Raw genomic sequence first — 17,746 nt, 5'->3', positions numbered from 1 at the left:
CGGCTTGGCCGGTAAAAGGCAATGCGGACCAGAGTGCGCCGGCGGCACCGAGCACAGAGCTGGTGGCGAGGAACTGGCGACGGGTCTTGTCGTTGCGATCCTGGGACATGGGCTCCTCCGACTAGGGGCCGGCAGGGGTACTGCGAAGCATGCCGGTTGATGCAAGGCCTGGGCTTGAATGGATGTGCGGTGGGTTGAAGAAGGTTAGTCCTGGTCAAGCTTTTTGCTGCCTGGGCCGGCCTCTTCGCGGGTAAACCCGCTCCTACCACGTCTGCAGGAGCGGGCTCACCCGCGAATGTTTCCCACAATTACCGCTGAAGGAACGCCAGCAGGTCCTCATTCAGTTGCTGTGCATGAGTCACTGCAAACCCGTGCGGCGCCCCGGCATACACCTTCAGCTCGGCGCCGCGAATCAGCTCCGCCGCCTGCTTGCCAGTGGTCTCGAACGGCACGATCTGGTCGTCATCGCCATGGATCACCAACGTCGGCACATCGACCTTGGCCATGTCCGGACGGAAGTCGGTCTCCGAGAAGGCCGTGACACAATCCAGGGTGCCCTTGATCGACGCCATCAGCGCAATGTTCAGGGTCTGCGTCTGCACACCCTGGGACACCTGCTGCCCATGGTTCAGGCCGTAGAACGGCGTGGCGAAATCGGCGATGAACTGCGCGCGGTCTGCACGCAGGCCGGCCTGGATGCCCTCGAACACCGACAGGTCGACACCGTCAGGATTATCGTCACGCTTGCCGAACACTGGCGTCACCGCGCCCAGCAACACCAGCCCGGCCACCCGCTCGCTGCCGTGGCGGGCGATGTAGCGGCTGACATCACCGCCCCCCATCGAGAAGCCCACCAGGGTGACGTCGCGCAGGTCGAGGTGTTCGATCAGCTGGGCAATGTCATCTGCGAAGGTGTCGTAGTCGTAACCGCTCCACGGCTGGCTCGAGCGCCCGAAACCCCGGCGGTCGAAGGCGATGGCGCGGTAACCGCGGCTGGCCAGGAACTCCATCTGCGAATCCCACATGTCGGCGTCCAGCGGCCAGCCGTGGCTGAACAGCACAGGCTTGCCGCTGCCCCAGTCCTTGAAGTAGATCGAAGTGCCATCGCGGGTAACGAACGTGCTCATAGCGGTATCTCCTTGAAAGTTTCCAGGTGAAGGCGTCGGCTCAGCCGCGCAGCCAGTTGGCGCAGCGGCGGGTTACCCAAGGCATGATGTAGAACACCACGGGCAGGATGACGAACAGGTTGACGATCAGGTTGCCGGTAATCACGCCGCCCAGCTGCGGGAAGCGCGCAAACAGCGGCGCCAGCAGTTGCGGGATGACCATGGTCATCGGGCAGATCACCAGGTAGGTCAGCAGTGCCTGCTTCCAACGCGGCGGTTGCGCTGCCGGGGTGCCCGGCGAACTATCAAGCACCTTGTGTTGCAGGCATACGGTCACCACTTCGCGGTTGTCATGGAGTGCGGTGTTCATCGGCGTTCCTTGGGATGAGCTTGCCCGCATTCACTGTGCAACGGCGAACGGGCGGAGGATTGGATGGGTGTGCTGCCCTGCGCGGGCACCGACTCACGGCGCCCGAGGCGGGTCGGCTTACTTGCCAGCGTTGAAAGCGTTGTAGCTGGTCATCAGGTTGCGGTAGTCCGGGATATGGTTGGAGCACAGCGCGGCCAGGCCTTCGATGTCGTTGCGCCAGTCGCGGTGCAGCTCACAGGCCACGCCGAACCAGGTCATCAGTTGCGCACCTGCCTGGCTCATGCGGTCGTGGGCGGCGTCGCGGGTCATGGCGTTGAAGGTACCGGAGGCATCAGTGACCACGAACACGTCGAACTCTTCTTCCAGGGCCGACAGGGCCGGGAAAGCTACGCACACTTCAGTCACAACGCCGGCGATGATCAGTTGCTTCTTGCCAGTGGCCTTCACTGCCTTGACGAAGTCTTCGTTGTCCCAGGCGTTGATCTGGCCAGGGCGGGCAATGTACGGGGCGTCCGGGAACAGGGCTTTCAGCTCTGGCACCAGTGGGCCGTTGGGGCCTTGCTCGAAGCTGGTGGTAAGAATGGTCGGCAGGTTGAAGAACTTGGCCAGGTCGGCCAGGGCCAGCACGTTGTTCTTGAACGCATCCGGCTCGATGTCGCGCACCAGCGACAACAGGCCAGCCTGGTGATCGACCAGCAGCACAGCGGCGTCGTCTTTGTTCAGGCGGTTGTATTTGAAGTTGGTCATGGTCGTTGCTCCTAAGGTTTTGATGTTCAGTCAGCTGGGTGTTTCGCGTTGATGGGAGAAGATTAAAACCATCACCTTTGGAGCGGTAGATAGTGGTTTTTGGCTTTAGCGTTCTGTTCTAGGAACGATGAAGAACGTAATGGGTTGACTGGCCGAATTCCACACGCTGACCAACTGCGTGCTGTAACGGATCGACAAGGAGCAGATGAAGAGTTGTTTGCAGCAGCGTGAAGAGCTGCCGACGGCGTGAGCAAGTTGCAGCGGTTCGGCGACAGAGCCGGGAGTCGTTGTCGCTGCAGAAGCCGGCTTCAATCAAGATGGGCGGCTTCCATGGTTGGTCGCACACGTGAGCCTGTGCTGGCTTCTTCGCGGGTAAACCCGCTCACATGTTCACCACAGACCTCTCAGGCGCTAAACAGGCGCAACTGTCTTGCTCAAAATTTGAACAACCTGCGCGGTCGCCTGTAGGAGCGGGTTTACCCGCGAAGACGGTAGCGGCGGCAACGGTGATCGGCCTTTGGAAATTGGCCAGCAGGCCCGGCCCTTTCGCGGGTGAACCCGCTCCTACACAATGGCCTGCGCCGGGCCACCGATGTGTGCCCCCCGCTCCGCGCGTAGGAGCGGGTTTACCCGCGAAGAGGCCAGCAGCTACAACACAACCCTCAGGCACTGACCCGCGTGGTACAGCGAGAACCCGGACTCGTAGAACGCCGTGCGCAGCGAAGGCGCGCTCACACCGCTCATCGGCGAGAACGGAATGGGCAGGCTGTCCGCCTCGCCCTTGAGCAGGAACTCGGCAAACGCACGCCCGATCACGGTGCCGGTTGTGTTACCCCGCCCGTTGTACCCGGTTACCGCCACCAGCCCCGGCGCCGGCTCGAACAGGCGCATCAGGTGGTCGGGGGTGAAGTCGATGCAACCGGTCCAGTGCATTTCCCACTCGACTTTGCCCAGCTCGGGGTAATAGTGGCTCTGGATGCGGTCGGCCCAGCTACGCACGAACCAGGCTGGCTTGTTGTCTACCCGGCCCAGGCTGCCGAGCAGCAGACGGCCCTGATCGTCGCGGCGAATGCTGCTGAGCACGGTGCGGGTGTCCCACGAACCTTGGCCATGTGGCAGCACCTTGTCGGCTGCAATACCCTTCAGCGGTTTGGAGGCTACCTGATAGTAGTAACCACGGAAGAACTGCTTCTGCAGGTTGCTCCAGTCGCCTTCGGTGTAGGCGCCGGTGGAAATGACCACCTTTTCGGCGCGCACAGCGCCACGCGCAGTCTTCACCTGCCAGCCATCCCCCTCACGCTCCAGGCCTTCGACCGAAGACTGCTGGAAAATCTTGCCGCCCAGGCGCGCCACGGCAGCCGCCAGGCCTTGGGTGTAGCCCATGGGGTTGATGGTGCCAGCACGGCGATCAAGCAGCGCAGCGGAAATCTTGTCGGTACCGCAGTATTCCTGGCACTGGGCGCCGGTCAGCAGCTCGACGTCGGCACCTCGGCGGCGCCATTGTTCGTGACGCGCTTCGAGGTCGGCGATGCCGGTGGCGTTGTGCGCCATGTGCAGCGTGCCTTTGTGCTGGGCCTGGCAATCGATGCCGAGGCGCTCGACCATGGCGAATACTTCAGCCGGGGCTTCGCCAAGCACCTTGTTCAGGCGGCTGCCCTGCTTATGGCCAAGGGTGGCCTCGACGTCGTCGGGGCGGATCCAGGTGCCGGCGTTGACCAGGCCGACGTTGCGCCCGGAGCCACCATGGCCGATCTTCCAGGCCTCTAGCACGATCACCGACTTGCCCTGTTCGAGCAGGTGGATGGCCGCCGACAGGCCGGTAATACCGCCGCCGATCACGCAGACATCGGCCTTGTGCTCACCGGCCAGGGCCTGGGCGGCGACGGTCGGTTTGCTGACGTGTTCCCACAAGCATTGTTGACGCAGTTCGGACATGGCCGGCTCCAGCAATTTGTTCTTGTTGGGGCCGCAGGGCGGCCCATTCGCGGGTAAACCCGCTCCTACAGGGGTCGGTGTCGCTTGTGCGATCCCTGTAGGAGCGGGTCTACCCGCGAACCGGGGGCCAGGCCCCCGGCCATGCAGCATCAATACATCAGTCGAACACGATACCCTGCGCCAGCGGCAGTTCACGCGAGTAGTTCACGGTGTTGGTCTGGCGACGCATGTAGCCTTTCCAGGCATCCGAGCCCGACTCACGGCCACCGCCAGTTTCCTTCTCGCCACCAAACGCACCGCCGATCTCGGCGCCGCTGGTGCCGATGTTGACGTTGGCGATGCCGCAGTCGCTTCCCGAGGCGCTCTGGAAGCGCTCGGCCTCACGGATGTCGGTGGTGAAGATGCAGGACGACAGGCCTTGTGGCACTTCGTTGTTCAGGCGCAGGGCCTCTTCGAAGTCGTCATAGGCCAGCACGTACAGGATCGGGGCGAAGGTTTCGTGGCGCACCACGTCACTTTGCGCCGGCATTTCAGCAATGGCTGGCGAAACGTAGTAGGCGTTCGGGTACTGGTCGGCCAGCTGACGCTCGCCACCAAAGACCTGGCCACCTTCGTCGCGGGCCTTGGCCAGTGCACCTTGCATGGCGTCGAACGACTGCTTGTCGATCAGCGGGCCTACCAGGTTGTCTTTACGTGGGTCGCCGATGCGCACTTTGCCGTAGGCAGCTTTGACGCGGGCAACCACTTCGTCCTTGATAGAGCGGTGCACGATCAGGCGACGCAGGGTGGTGCAACGCTGGCCGGCAGTGCCAACAGCCGAGAACAGGATGCCACGCACGGCCAGGTCCAGGTCTGCGCTCGGGGCCAGGATCATGGCGTTGTTGCCACCCAGCTCCAGGATGCTGCGGCCGAAGCGGGCAGCAACGCGTGGGCCGACTTCGCGACCCATGCGGGTGCTGCCGGTAGCGCTGACCAGCGGTACGCGCGGGTCATCAACCATGGCTTCGCCAGCTTCACGGCCGCCGATAACCAGTTGTGCCAAGCCAGCCGGGGCATCGCCGAAGGCTTTCAGGGCTTTTTCGAACAGCGCCTGGCAGGCCAGGGCGGTCAGAGGAGTTTTCTCGGACGGCTTCCATACCACCGAGTTGCCGGCCACCAGCGCCAGCGCGGTGTTCCAGGCCCACACGGCAACCGGGAAGTTGAAGGCGCTGATGACGCCGACCACGCCCAGCGGGTGCCAGGTTTCACGCATGTGGTGGCCAGGGCGCTCGGAAGCGATGGTCAGGCCATACAGCTGGCGCGACAGGCCAACGGCGAAGTCGCAGATGTCGATCATTTCCTGCACTTCGCCCAGGCCTTCCTGGGTGATCTTGCCGGCTTCGATCGAGACCAGCTCGCCGAGGTCGGCCTTGTGCTCACGCAGCACTTCGCCGAACAGGCGCACCAGTTCGCCACGGCGCGGAGCCGGCACACTGCGCCAGGCTTCGAAGGCGCTTTGGGCCTGATCGATGCGGGCGATGGTCTCGGCCTTGCCGAGCAGTTTCACCGAGGCGATCTGGCTGCCGTCGATCGGCGTGTGAACAGGGTAGTCGCCCTGGGTGTAAGCCTCGGCGGCAACGCCAAGGCGCTCGAGCAATCCAGCAACCATTTGTGCATCTCCTACATCGGTGATGGGGTGGAAAAATGATGTGGATCAGTATTAATCCGATCACATAGGTACAACAAACGACCTTTATTCCGCATATCATTCCTTCAGGTAATGATTTGAGCCGCAGAGACCGCTATGTCAAAACGCCTGGTACCCTCCATGACCGCCCTGCAGTGCTTTGAAGCTGCAGCCCGCCATCTGAGTTTTACCCGTGCTGCCGAAGAACTGCACCTGACCCAGAGCGCGGTCAGCAAGCAGGTGGCGCAGCTGGAGGACATGCTGCGCCACCACCTGTTCCTGCGCATCCGTCGGCGCTTGCAGCTTACGCCGGCCGGCAGCCTGTACCTGGCCGAGGTCAACAAGATCCTCACCCAGGTGGACATGTCCAGCCGCTACGTACTCACCTACGGCGAGCAGACCGAGATATTGAAGGTAGCCACTCAACCGAGTTTTGGCGTGCGCTGGTTGATCCCGCACCTGAAGGGTTTTGGCAAACGGCACAGCAATATCCACCTGGACATTCGCAACGAGATGGAGCCGTTCGCCCTGCTGCAAGGCTCGGCCGACGTGGTGTTCTTCTATGGCCAGGGCACCTGGCCGGGGGCCACTTGCGTGGAGCTGTTCCGTGAGGAGGTGGTGCCGGTGTGTGCGCCAGAGCTTCTGGCCGGACGCAGGCTGGCCGGTGCCGAGGAACTGGCCGAGCTGGTGCTGCTGCAAAGCACCTCGCGGCCGGAGGCCTGGCATGAGTGGTTCCTGGAGCAAGGCCTGCAAAGCGTCAGCGCCTACCACGGGCCGCGCTTCGATACGTTCTATATGGCGTTGAGCGCGGCGCAGGCCGGGTGCGGGGTGGCGCTGGTGCCGCGCTACCTGGCGGCGAAGGAACTGGCCGACGGTAGCCTGGTGGTGCCGTGGAACCATGCGATGCGCAGTGCCGGGGCGCATTACCTGGCGTATGCCGAGCATGCGGCGGAAGTGCCCAAGGTGCGGGCGCTGGTGGAGTGGATCCACGAACAGCTCCAGGCTTGAGGGCCTCTTCGCGGCTAAAGCCGCTCCTACGGGGACCGCGTAGGAGCGGCTTTAGCCGCGAAAGGGCCGTCGAGGTCGATCAAAAAAGGAATGACACACTCACTTTTTTTCGCTTGTGAGCAAAGTGCATTCCCAGCTTTCATGTAAGCGTCCGAACCCAACCAGGAAGCTAGCGATGCCAGCCCACGATTTCGTCAGCCCAGACAGCATCCGCGCGCAGTTCTCTGCCGCCATGTCGCTCATGTACAAACAGGAAGTGCCGCTGTACGGCACGCTGCTGGAGCTGGTGAGCGAAATCAACCAGCAGGTTATGGCCCAGCAACCCGAAGTGGCAGAGGCCCTGCGCTGGACCGGCGAAATCGAGCGCCTGGACCAGGAACGTCACGGCGCCATCCGCGTCGGCACCGCCGAAGAACTGGCCACCATCGCCCGCCTGTTCGCCGTCATGGGCATGCAGCCGGTCGGCTACTATGACCTCAGCTCCGCTGGCGTACCGGTGCATTCCACTGCCTTCCGCGCGGTGCACGAGCAATCGCTGCATGTCAGCCCGTTCCGTGTGTTCACCTCGCTGCTGCGCCTGGAGCTGATCGACAACCCGCAGTTGCGCGAGCTGGCACAGGGCATCTTGGCCAAGCGCCAGATCTTCACCGCCCGCGCCCTCGAACTGATCGCCCAGTGTGAGCGCGAGGGTGGCCTTGACGCCGCGGATGCAGAGACGTTCGTGCAGGAAGCGCTGCACACCTTCCGCTGGCACCAGGACGCTACCGTCACGGCCGAGCAATACCAGCAGCTGCACGACCAACACCGCCTGATCGCCGATGTGGTGGCCTTCAAGGGCCCGCACATCAACCACCTGACCCCGCGTACCCTGGATATCGATGCAATCCAGCTCGGCATGCCGGCCAAGGGCATCCCGCCGAAGGCCGTGGTTGAAGGCCCGCCCACCCGCCGCCACCCGATCCTGCTGCGCCAGACCAGCTTCAAGGCCCTGCAGGAAACGGTCGCCTTCAGCGACCAGCAAGGCAGCAAAGGCAGCCACACCGCACGCTTTGGCGAAATCGAGCAACGCGGCGCGGCGCTGACGCCGAAAGGTCGCCAGCTCTACGACAAGTTGCTCGACGCTACCCGCGCTGCGCTGGGTGGCGCTCCGGCCGAAGCCAATGCCGAGCGTTACATGGCGCTGCTGAAGGCAAACTTTGCCGAATTCCCGGATGACCTGGCGCAGATGCGCGAACAAGGTCTTGCATATTTCCGCTACTTCGCCACCGAGAAAGGCCTGGCCGCACGCGACCAGGAAGGCCGCCCGACCACCCTGCAAGGGCTGATCGACGCGGGCCATGTGCATTTCGAGGCGCTGGTGTACGAGGACTTCCTGCCAGTGAGTGCGGCGGGGATCTTCCAGTCCAACCTGGGCGACGATGCGCAGGCCGAATACGGCAGCAACGCCAACCGCGAAGCGTTCGAAGCCGCGCTGGGGTTGCAGGTACAGGATGAGCTGGCGCTGTATGCGCAAAGCGAGCGCCGGTCGCTGGAGGCCTGCGCACAGGCGTTGAACCTGGGCTCGATATAAAACTGTACCGGCCTCTTCGCGGGCTTGCCCGCTCCCCACAGGTACAGTGTCGGGCCAAGGCATACGATAGACCTGTGGGAGCGGGCGAGCCCGCGAAGAGGCCGGTGCAGGTGATCAAAGACGCGGCAGGATTTCCACATCCGGCAAATCCATCGCCGCCACCTCGTCTTCCAGAAACGCACTCAACCGCCGCAAACGCTCGCCACCCGGGCGTGTACGCGGCCACACCAGGTAGTAATCCATGCCGCTGGGCACCGCGGTGGGCCATGGCAGGCTCAAGCGTTTCTGCGCCACATCTTCGGCCACCATCAGCAAATCGCCCATGGATATTCCGTAGCCACGCGCCGCAGCAATCATGCCCAGCTCCAGGGTATCGAACACCTGGCCACCTTTGAGCGACACCTTGTCGCCAAGCCCCATACGCTCCAGCCATTCCCGCCAGTCACGCTTGTCCACCGTGGGGTGTAGCAGTTCGACAGAAGCCAGCCTGCACACATCCCAGGGTTCCTCGTCGAGCAGGTCCGGCGCGCCGACCGGGATCAACAACTCAGGAAACAGCTTGCGCACCTCCCACTCCGGCGGGAACACACCGTCACTGAGCAAAACCGCGCAATCGAACGGCTCCTGGTTGAAGTCCACATGGTCGACATCCATCCAGGCACTGGTCAGTTGCACCTCATTGCCCGGCTGCAGGTGGCGAAAGCGGCTAAGGCACGCCAGCAACCAGCGCATGGTCAGGGTCGAGGGGGCTTTCATGCGCAGAATGTCGTCTTCACCACGCAAGGTTTCGCAGGCCCGCTCAAACGCCGCAAAGCCCTCGCGCACGCCCGGCAGCAGTACCCGCCCCGCTTCGGTAAGTTGCAGGCTGCGGCCACTGCGCACGAACAGGCGGCAGGCAAAATGCTCTTCCAACGTACGGATATGCCGGCTGATGGCGCTTTGGGTGATAGAAAGCTCTTCGCCCGCACGGGTGAAGGAGCTTAGCCGCGCGGCAGCTTCGAATGCGCGCAGGGCATACAGCGGTGGTAGCTGGCGTGGCATGAGGCACCTGCAATATGGGCGTGTGAGGCAAATCACCGAAAAGCCTATATACATGAGTTCAACTCATGCCAACTATCGTTTTTATCCTTTTGTGCAAAGTTGACCGAAGCCTCAGAATCGCCGTTCGTTGATCACCCAGAATGAAGGACTGCCCCCATGCACGTCGCGCCCACAACAGAACTCAAGGCTTTGCTGCGCCTGGCCGGGCCGCTGATTGCCTCGCAGTTGGCGCACATGCTGATGGTGCTGACCGACACCCTGATGATGGCCCGCATCAGCCCTCAGGCATTGGCGGGTGGTGGCCTGGGGGCAGCCAGCTATTCGTTCGTATCGATCTTCTGCCTGGGCGTGATCGCCGCGGTCGGCACCCTGGTAGCGATTCGCAAGGGCGCCAACGACATCGAAGGCGCCACACGCCTGGCGCAGAACGGCCTGTGGCTGGCCTGGGCCTTGGCGCTGTTCGCCGCGCTGGTGCTGTGGAACCTTGAACCGGTGCTGCTGCTGTTCGGGCAAAAGCCCGAGAACGTGGCCTCGGCTGCGCAATTCCTTACCCTGCTGCCGCTGGCCCTGCCCGGCTACCTGACCTTCATGGCCTTGCGCGGCTTTACCAGCGCCCTGGGCCGCTCGACCCCGGTGATGGTCATCAGCCTGGTAGGCACGGTGCTCAACTACCTGTTCAACGTGGCGCTGATCGAAGGCATGTTCGGCCTGCCCAAGCTGGGGCTGATGGGTATCGGCCTGGTCACTGCGGTGGTGTCGATGGGCATGGCCATCGCCTTGGCGTTGTACATCCGCTGGCACCCAGCCTATGCCGCCTACCCGCTGCGCAAGGGCCTGTCACGCCCATCACTGGCGGCCCTGCGCGAACTGTGGCGGCTGGGCCTGCCGATTGGCGGTACCTACATGGTGGAAGTGGGCCTGTTCGCCTTCGCCGCGCTGTGCATGGGCGTGCTGGGCAGCACCGAGCTGGCAGCGCACCAGATTGCCCTGCAGATCGTGTCCACGGCGTTCATGGTGCCGACCGGGTTGTCGTACGCAGTGACCATGCGCGTAGGCCTGTACTACGGCGCTGGCAACCTGCTGGCGGCACGCAGCGCCGGGCGGGTGGGCATCGGGTTCGGGGCAATGATCATGTTTGCCTTCGCCGCCCTGTTCCTGCTGCTGCCCGAAGCGCTGGTGGGGCTGTTTATCGACCGTAATGACCCGGCCTTTGCCGCGATCTTCCAGGTGGCCGTGCAGTTGTTGATGGTAGCGGCGTGGTTCGAACTGTTCGACGGCATGCAGACGATTGCCATGGGCTCAATCCGAGGGCTGAAAGATGCCAAGACCACCTTCCTGATCGGGCTGGTGTGCTACTGGCTGGTGGGGGCGCCGAGCGCCTGGTTGTTCACCTTTACCCTGGGCGGTGGTGCAGTAGGGATCTGGTGGGGGCTGGCGCTGGGGCTGGCGTGTGCGGCGGTGGCGCTGACCTTTGGCTTTGAATGGCGGATGAAGCGGTTGCTGGGTAAGGCTTGGGCTTCCGGAAAGGCGACGGCTTCGGCCTGACTTGGGGGCCTATTCGCGGGTAAACCCGCTCCTACAGGATTGCGCAGGCTCAAAACTGCGCGGTCCCTGTGGGAGCGGGCGTGCCCGCGAAGAGGCCCTAAAGGACAGCCTCCAACTGGCGGCCGGGCGCCTGCAGCAAATACGCCATCAATTCCTCTATCGGTAGCGGCTTGCTGACCAAAAAGCCCTGCACCTGGTCGCAGCCAAAGCCGCGCAACAACGCCAACTGCTCTTCACTCTCCACACCCTCGGCCACCACCTCGAGGTTGAGGTTGTGCGCCAGGTTGATCATGGCGTGCACCAGCTTGCGGTTTTCTTCACGCATTTCCATTTCCGCAACAAAGCTGCGGTCCACCTTGAGCAAGGTGATCGGCAGGCTGTTGAGGTGCACGAACGAAGAAAACCCGGTGCCAAAATCATCGAGCGAGAAGCGCACGCCCAGGCGACCCAGCGCGTCCATGGTCTGGCGCACCACCTCGTTGCGGCGCATCACCGCCGTCTCGGTCAGCTCGAACTCAAGCCAGCGGGCATCCACACCGTGCTCAAGGATCAGGCGACTCAAGGTGGCCAGTAGCTGGCTGTCCTGGAACTGACGGAAACTCAGGTTGACCGCCATGTGCAACGGTTCCAGACCGCGCTCGCACAGTGCCTGCATGTCACGCAAGGCACGGGAAATAACCCAATAGCCCAAGGGCACGATCAGGCCGCTCTGCTCGGCCAGTGGCACGAACTCGCTGGGCGGCAGCAGCCCGCGCTCGGCATGGCGCCAACGCACCAGCGCCTCCAGGCCAACAATGCGCCCGTCGGCCAGGTTCAGGCGGGGCTGATAGTGCAGCTCCAGCTCGTCGCGGCGCAGGGCGCGGCGCAATTCGCCTTCCAGGTCGGCAAGGCTGCGGGCGTTGCGGTTGATGCGTTCGTTGAACACATGGAAGGTGCAGCCCTGGCTGCTCTTGGCCTGACGCATGGCGATATGCGCGTGCCACATCAGCGGATCGGCGCCGCTCCGTGCGCGAGCATGGGCCAGGCCCAGGCTGCAGCCCAGCAACAGGCTTTCGCCGTCGATCCAGTAAGGTTCGGCCAAGGCCTCGACGATGCGTTCGGCCATCCATTCGGCGCGGTTGGCATCGCGGCGGGTGTCGATCAGCAGGGCGAACTCGTCGCTGCCCAGGCGTGCCAACTGGTCGCCCGCTTCCAGCTGATGCTTCAGCCGTGCCACCACCTGCAGGATCAACCGGTCACCGCACTGGTGGCCGAGGGCATCGTTGACGTGGCGGAAGTTGTCTAGGTCCAGGTGGCCAAGCGCAACACCACGCCCGTCGTTTTCGGCCAGGCGTGCATTGAGCAAAGCCTGGAAGCCCTGGCGGTTGGCGATGCCGGTCAGCGGGTCCTGCTCGGCCAGGCGCTGCAAGGTGGCGACCAGCACCCCACGCTCTCGCACATGGCGCAGTGAGCGGCGCAGGGTATCGGCGCTGAGCTGGTCGCGCACCAGCCAGTCGCTGACAGCGCTGGGCGCGGCCTCAGGCTCGTGGTCAAGCAGCAGGATGGTCGGCAGTTCGCAACGCCCGGCGGCGGGTTGCAAGCCTGGCGTTGCCAGCACGACGGCCTGGCGATCATGACTGAACAGGCTGTCGATCGCCTCCCAGTTTGGCGCAGTCAGTAGCACGGCGCTGCCACCCAGTGCAGGCATGCAGGCTTGCAACAAGGCGGCCCATTCCGGCTCATCGGCCAACAGCAGCAAACGCAGAGGTTCGACAGGCGTGGACAAGCGGGCTCCTTAGGGCTTCACGGTGCAACGAGACTGGCGGGTATGCCACTGCATTCAATGAAAATGATTTTCAATTTTATACATGTTTTTCGGGCGTAGCATCCCGACGTATTTTGTCGTGCATCCTGCGCGAAACAGCACAAACCGGCAAATATGATTTTTTCAGCTACTAGCATTAGTGGCACTAATAGTGAGACGGACAAAAGTCTGACTCAGACGTCAGACGGTCGCGCCACAACGGCCCCATGCCTGTTAGAATGCGCGGCTATTTTCTGGCGACCCCCGGTTTCTAGCATGTCCCGACTCAATCCCCGGCAGCAGGAAGCCCGTGACTATGTCGGCGGCCCTCTTTTGGTGCTCGCCGGTGCAGGTTCGGGCAAGACCAGCGTGATCACGCGCAAGATTGCCCACCTCATCCAGAACTGCGGCATCCGCGCCCAGTACATCGTGGCGATGACCTTTACCAACAAGGCCGCGCGCGAGATGAAGGAGCGGGTTGCCACCTTGCTGCGCCCGGGGGAAGGCCGTGGCTTGACCGTGTGTACGTTCCACAACCTGGGCCTGAACATCATCCGCAAGGAACACGAGCGCCTGGGCTACAAGCCGGGTTTCTCGATCTTCGACGAGTCCGACATCAAAGCGTTGCTGTCGGACATCATGCAGAAGGAATACTCCGGCGACGACGGCATCGACGAGATCAAGAACATGATCGGTGCCTGGAAGAACGACCTTATCCTGCCACCAGAGGCCCTGGAAAAAGCGCGCAACCCACGCGAGCAGACTGCCGCCATCGTCTACACCCACTATCAGCGTACGCTCAAGGCGTTCAACGCGGTGGACTTCGATGACCTGATCCTGCTGCCGGTCAAACTGTTCCAGGAGCACCCTGAGGTGCTGGAGCGCTGGCAAAACCGTGTGCGCTACCTGCTGGTAGACGAATATCAGGACACCAACGCCAGCCAGTACCTGCTGGTGAAGATGCTGATCGGCATGCGCAACCAGTTCACCGTGGTAGGCGACGACGACCAGTCGATCTACGCTTGGCGTGGTGCACGCCCTGAGAACCTGATGCTGCTCAAGGAGGACTACCCCTCCCTGAAGATCGTCATGCTCGAGCAGAACTACCGCTCCACCAGCCGCATCCTGCGCTGTGCCAACGTGTTGATCGCCAACAACCCGCATGCGTTCGAGAAACAGCTGTGGAGCGAAATGGGCGTGGGCGACGAGATCCGCGTGATCCGCTGCAAGAACGAGGAAGCCGAGGCCGAACGCGTGGCCATGGAAATCCTCACCTTGCACCTGCGCACTAACCGCCCGTACAGCGACTTCGCCATCCTCTACCGCGGCAACTACCAGGCCAAGCTGATCGAACTGAAGCTGCAGCACCACCAGGTGCCGTATCGTCTGTCGGGTGGTAACAGTTTCTTCGGCCGCCAGGAGGTCAAGGACCTGATGGCCTACCTGCGCCTGCTGGTGAACCCGGACGACGACAACGCCTACCTGCGTGTGATCAACGTACCGCGCCGGGAAATCGGCTCCACCACCCTGGAAAAGCTCGGTAATTACGCCACCGAGCGCGGTATATCGATGTACGCCGCCAGCGAGGAGCTGGGCCTGGGCGAGCATCTGGACGCCCGCTACACCGAGCGCTTGCAGCGCTTCAAGCATTGGCTGGATGGGGTGCGCCACAAGGTCGCCCTGGAAGATCCGATTGCCGCGCTGCACGAGATGATCCGCGACATCGACTACGAGAACTGGATCCGCCAGCAGACCGCCAGCGACAAGGCCGCAGAGTTCCGCATCAGCAACGTCTGGTTCCTGGTGGAAGCGCTGAAAAACACCCTCGAGAAGGACGAAGAGGGTGACATGACCATCGAAGACGCCATCGGCAAGCTGGTGCTGCGCGACATGCTCGAGCGCCAGCAAGAAGAAGAAGAGAACGCCGAAGGTGTGCAGATGATGACCCTGCATGCCTCCAAGGGCCTGGAGTTCCCGTACGTGTTCATCATGGGCATGGAAGAGGAAATCCTCCCGCACCGCTCCAGCATCGAGGCCGACACCATCGAAGAGGAACGCCGCCTGGCCTACGTGGGCATCACCCGCGCGCGCCAGACCCTGGCCTTCACCTTCGCCGCCAAGCGCAAGCAGTACGGTGAAATCATCGACTGCACGCCCAGCCGGTTCCTCGACGAACTGCCTCCGGACGACCTGGCCTGGGAGGGCCTGGACGATGCGCCGGTCGAGGTGAAGGCCGCTCGCGGCAACAACGCCTTGGCCGATATCCGGGCAATGCTCAAACGCTGATCAACCATTACTCTTTAACTTTGCCGCTGTTAGCGGCCACGGTGGTTTGTATGGCCGATTTGAGCTCACAGATCGGCCATACAGCCCACTATCTACATCGAGGAAATCACAGTGGAAGCACTGCATCAGAAGATTCGCGAAGAAGGCATCGTGCTTTCCGATCAGGTTCTCAAAGTCGACGCGTTTCTCAACCACCAGATCGATCCGGCGCTGATGCAGCTGATCGGTGACGAGTTCGCCCGCCTGTTCGCCGACGCCGGCGTGACCAAGATTGTCACCATCGAAGCCTCGGGCATTGCCCCAGCCGTGATGACCGGCCTGAAGCTTGGTGTACCGGTGATTTTCGCCCGCAAGCACCAGTCGCTGACCCTGACTGAAAACCTGCTGACCGCCTCGGTGTATTCCTTCACCAAGCAGACCGAGAACACCGTGGCCATTTCGCCGCGTCACCTCAACAGCAGCGACCGCGTGCTGGTGATCGACGACTTCCTGGCCAACGGCAAGGCCTCGCAGGCGCTGATCTCGATCATCAAGCAGGCTGGCGCCACCGTGGCGGGCCTGGGTATCGTGATCGAGAAGTCGTTCCAGGGCGGCCGTGCCGAGCTGGATAGCCAGGGCTACCGCGTTGAATCGCTGGCCCGGGTGAAGTCGCTGGAAGGTGGTGTAGTCAGCTTCATCGAATAAGGCCTCACCGCCCCGGCGTAGGAGCGGGTTTACCCGCGAATGCGATATTGAATCTGCCATCGCATTCGCGGGTAAACCCGCTCCTACACGGGGCCAGTGTGCGCAAACGATTATCCTGTCGCCTGTAACCCTGCCAGCAGTAGCCGCTGATAAAGCTCCTCTTTCAACCCTTGCGGAACCTCCAGCCCCATCCGCGCCAAATGCCGCTCATACCCCTCCGGCCCCGGTGCATCCAACGCTGCCTTGCCCAGCTCCAGCACCTCGCTCAGCTTGAACTTGCTCTTCAACCAGTTCAGCGCCCGCAATAGATCCCGTTCCTCGGCCGTAAAGTCCGTGCCCAGCGGGTACTCCGGGAATAACCGCGCATGCCGCGTCCGGATCGCTTCCAGCCGCTGCGGCGTATTGTCGGTGAAGCGAGCGTCCAGCTGAAAGCCCTTGGCCAGCTTGCCGGCCTCTTTTGCCTGCTCGATGAGCCCCTGCTGGAACCGCGAATCGCTCACCGCCAGCAACCGCGCAATCACCTCGCTGTCGGTCTGCCCACGTAAGTCCGCGATACCGTACTCGGTCACCACGATATCGCGCAGGTGCCGGGGGATGGTGCAGTGGCCATAGGTCCAGAACAGGTTTGAGGTCACCTCCCCGCCTGCCTCGCGCCAGCTGCGCAAAAGCAGAATCGAACGTGCGCCTTCCAGCGCATGGCCCTGAGCGACAAAGTTGTACTGCCCGCCCACGCCGCTGAGCACGCGGCCGTCTTCAAGTTGATCGGCCACCCCGGCACCGAGCAAGGTCATGGCAAACGCCGTGTTGATAAACCGCGCATCACGGCGTTGGCGGCGCTTGAGTTCCTCCTGCCCATATAGCTCGTTGATGAAGCTGATACGGGTCATGGCAAACTGCGCGCGCTGCTCCAGCGGCATCTCGCGCAAGCGCTGATAGAACGCTTGCGGGCCGAGGAAAAAGCCGCCGTGCAGTATTGTGCCCTGCTCGTCCGCCGGGCGTCGTAGCAACCCTGCTTCGGCCAGCACCAACAGGCCGTTGACGAACATCTCGCTGCAGCCGTAAAGGCCTTGAGCAAACATCCCCAGCCCCCCTTCGCGTTCGATCAGCGCATGCCAGGGGCCTACATCCAGCTCATCAAGCACGGCTCGGTAGCCTGCGTTGTCACCTTGGCGGGCCAGCAACGCGGCGGCGACTGCATCGCCCATGGCCCCGATGCCGATCTGCAGGGTGCCGCCATCGCGCACCAACGTGCTGGTGTGCAAGCCGATGCAGTGGTCCTGGATGCCGACCGGCATGTTCGGCGTAGAGAACAGCCGGCGCTGCTCCGTTTCATCGATCAGCAGGTCGAATGCCTCCATGCTCAGTTCCGAATCGCCTGGCATATAGGGCAGTTCGGCATGCACCTGGCCCAGCATGAGGATGGTTTCGCCAGCCGCGCGCCGCTTGGCAATCATCGGCAGCAGGTCGAGGGTGATGTCTGGGTTGCAGGCCAGGCTCAGGTGCACGGGCTTTTCAGGGGTGGCGGCTACCAACTGGGCGATCAGGTTCAGGCCCTTGGCGTTGATATCGCGTGCGGCGTGGCTGTAGTTGCTGCTGACGTAGTCCTGCTGCGCCGATTCGCTGTGCAGCAGGCTACCGGGCTGCATGAAGAACTGTTCGACACGGATGTTTGGCGGCAGGCTGTCGTTGCGCAGGTCTGCGAGGTAGCTGAGCTCTTCGTAGTCAGCGAACACTCGCTCGACGAAGGGTTCGAGAAAGCGCCGCTGCAGGCCATTGCCCAGTGGCGGGCGCCCGAGGGAAAGTGCGGTATAGATGGTCAGGCGCCGTTCGGGCAGCTCGCGTACGCGGGCGTAAAGCGCGTTGACGAAGGCGTTGGGTTTCCCCAGGCCCAAAGGCAGGCCCATATGGATATGGGTTGGCAGCCGGGACAAGACCTGCTCGACAGCCTGGTCGATGGAGCAGAGGTGCATCTGGGCCTCCTGAAACATCCACGGGTTCAGGGGTT

At 62.8% G+C, this 17,746-nt stretch carries 13 protein-coding genes and 1 pseudogene; 6 read left to right on the top strand and 8 right to left on the bottom strand.

What is annotated here, in order from left to right; genetic code table 11:
• Positions 1-308: 308 nt before the first annotated feature.
• The 3 genes from INQ47_RS05885 to ycaC form a co-directional block, all read right to left on the bottom strand.
• Positions 309-1,127, bottom strand: coding sequence for an alpha/beta fold hydrolase (locus tag INQ47_RS05885; protein ID WP_404701315.1), 819 nt, complete (start codon positions 1,125-1,127; stop codon positions 309-311).
• Positions 1,128-1,167: 40 nt separating this feature from the next.
• Positions 1,168-1,476, bottom strand: a complete 309-nt coding sequence (locus INQ47_RS05880) for a hypothetical protein (RefSeq protein WP_003253554.1) — start codon at positions 1,474-1,476, stop codon at positions 1,168-1,170.
• Positions 1,477-1,593: 117 nt separating this feature from the next.
• Complete coding sequence (ycaC, locus tag INQ47_RS05875; RefSeq protein ID WP_019096461.1) at positions 1,594-2,223, bottom strand: isochorismate family cysteine hydrolase YcaC; 630 nt, start codon at positions 2,221-2,223, stop codon at positions 1,594-1,596.
• A gap of 148 nt (positions 2,224-2,371) precedes the next feature.
• On the opposite strand from ycaC, the pseudogene INQ47_RS05870 reads away from it, so the two are divergent.
• Positions 2,372-2,573: pseudogene (locus tag INQ47_RS05870) on the top strand (mechanosensitive ion channel protein MscS); the annotation flags it as partial.
• Between the two features lie 298 nt (positions 2,574-2,871).
• Here INQ47_RS05870 and INQ47_RS05865 read toward each other — a convergent pair.
• A complete protein-coding gene (locus INQ47_RS05865) occupies positions 2,872-4,158 on the bottom strand; it encodes an NAD(P)/FAD-dependent oxidoreductase (RefSeq protein WP_404701314.1) in 1,287 nt (428 codons plus the stop codon).
• A gap of 157 nt (positions 4,159-4,315) precedes the next feature.
• Positions 4,316-5,806, bottom strand: a complete 1,491-nt coding sequence (locus INQ47_RS05860; RefSeq protein WP_003253547.1) for an aldehyde dehydrogenase family protein — start codon at positions 5,804-5,806, stop codon at positions 4,316-4,318.
• Between the two features lie 135 nt (positions 5,807-5,941).
• Here INQ47_RS05860 and INQ47_RS05855 point away from each other — a divergent pair, with 135 nt between their 5' ends.
• Complete coding sequence (locus INQ47_RS05855; protein ID WP_101196330.1) at positions 5,942-6,832, top strand: LysR family transcriptional regulator; 891 nt, start codon at positions 5,942-5,944, stop codon at positions 6,830-6,832.
• Between the two features lie 175 nt (positions 6,833-7,007).
• Complete coding sequence (locus INQ47_RS05850; protein WP_404701313.1) at positions 7,008-8,402, top strand: VOC family protein; 1,395 nt, start codon at positions 7,008-7,010, stop codon at positions 8,400-8,402.
• 114 nt (positions 8,403-8,516) lie between these two features.
• Here INQ47_RS05850 and INQ47_RS05845 read toward each other — a convergent pair whose 3' ends face one another.
• Positions 8,517-9,443 (bottom strand): LysR substrate-binding domain-containing protein, encoded by a 927-nt coding sequence (locus INQ47_RS05845; protein ID WP_252458709.1) that lies wholly within the window; start codon positions 9,441-9,443, stop codon positions 8,517-8,519.
• 156 nt (positions 9,444-9,599) lie between these two features.
• Between INQ47_RS05845 and INQ47_RS05840 the strand changes: the two genes are divergently transcribed.
• Positions 9,600-10,988, top strand: a complete 1,389-nt coding sequence (locus INQ47_RS05840; RefSeq protein WP_252458708.1) for a NorM family multidrug efflux MATE transporter — start codon at positions 9,600-9,602, stop codon at positions 10,986-10,988.
• 97 nt (positions 10,989-11,085) lie between these two features.
• Here INQ47_RS05840 and INQ47_RS05835 read toward each other — a convergent pair whose 3' ends face one another.
• Complete coding sequence (locus INQ47_RS05835) at positions 11,086-12,753, bottom strand: bifunctional diguanylate cyclase/phosphodiesterase (RefSeq protein ID WP_252458707.1); 1,668 nt, start codon at positions 12,751-12,753, stop codon at positions 11,086-11,088.
• Between the two features lie 294 nt (positions 12,754-13,047).
• Between INQ47_RS05835 and rep the strand changes: the two genes are divergently transcribed.
• Positions 13,048-15,057 carry a DNA helicase Rep gene (gene rep, locus INQ47_RS05830; RefSeq protein WP_021785228.1) on the top strand — a complete coding sequence of 670 codons (2,010 nt, stop codon included), beginning with the start codon at positions 13,048-13,050 and terminating at the stop codon, positions 15,055-15,057.
• A gap of 111 nt (positions 15,058-15,168) precedes the next feature.
• On the top strand, positions 15,169-15,741 hold the full coding sequence (locus INQ47_RS05825; RefSeq protein WP_003253535.1) for a xanthine phosphoribosyltransferase: 573 nt from the start codon (positions 15,169-15,171) through the stop codon (positions 15,739-15,741).
• A gap of 110 nt (positions 15,742-15,851) precedes the next feature.
• Here the strand turns inward: INQ47_RS05825 and INQ47_RS05820 are convergent, their stop codons facing one another.
• Entirely contained in the window at positions 15,852-17,711 is a 1,860-nt protein-coding gene (locus INQ47_RS05820) for an acetyl-CoA hydrolase/transferase C-terminal domain-containing protein (protein WP_404701312.1), read from the bottom strand.
• Positions 17,712-17,746: the final 35 nt, after the last annotated feature.

The sequence above is a fragment of the Pseudomonas sp. 3HC3 genome (genome assembly GCF_044904505.1).
In the GTDB taxonomy this organism is placed as follows: Bacteria; Pseudomonadota; Gammaproteobacteria; order Pseudomonadales; family Pseudomonadaceae; genus Aquipseudomonas; species Aquipseudomonas putida_Y.
The sequence above is the reverse complement of the archived record's forward strand: the minus strand, read 5'-3'. Positions and strand labels throughout refer to the sequence as shown.

Coding starts and splice junctions, on each gene's coding strand:
- INQ47_RS05865 (WP_404701314.1), bottom strand. CDS start 4,158: ATGTCCGAACTGCGTCAACAATGCTTGTGGGAACACGTCAGCAAACCG.
- INQ47_RS05855 (WP_101196330.1), top strand. CDS start 5,942: ATGTCAAAACGCCTGGTACCCTCCATGACCGCCCTGCAGTGCTTTGAA.
- ycaC (WP_019096461.1), bottom strand. CDS start 2,223: ATGACCAACTTCAAATACAACCGCCTGAACAAAGACGACGCCGCTGTG.
- INQ47_RS05850 (WP_404701313.1), top strand. CDS start 7,008: ATGCCAGCCCACGATTTCGTCAGCCCAGACAGCATCCGCGCGCAGTTC.
- INQ47_RS05860 (WP_003253547.1), bottom strand. CDS start 5,806: ATGGTTGCTGGATTGCTCGAGCGCCTTGGCGTTGCCGCCGAGGCTTAC.
- INQ47_RS05820 (WP_404701312.1), bottom strand. CDS start 17,711: ATGCACCTCTGCTCCATCGACCAGGCTGTCGAGCAGGTCTTGTCCCGG.
- INQ47_RS05845 (WP_252458709.1), bottom strand. CDS start 9,443: ATGCCACGCCAGCTACCACCGCTGTATGCCCTGCGCGCATTCGAAGCT.
- rep (WP_021785228.1), top strand. CDS start 13,048: ATGTCCCGACTCAATCCCCGGCAGCAGGAAGCCCGTGACTATGTCGGC.
- INQ47_RS05885 (WP_404701315.1), bottom strand. CDS start 1,127: ATGAGCACGTTCGTTACCCGCGATGGCACTTCGATCTACTTCAAGGAC.
- INQ47_RS05840 (WP_252458708.1), top strand. CDS start 9,600: ATGCACGTCGCGCCCACAACAGAACTCAAGGCTTTGCTGCGCCTGGCC.
- INQ47_RS05880 (WP_003253554.1), bottom strand. CDS start 1,476: ATGAACACCGCACTCCATGACAACCGCGAAGTGGTGACCGTATGCCTG.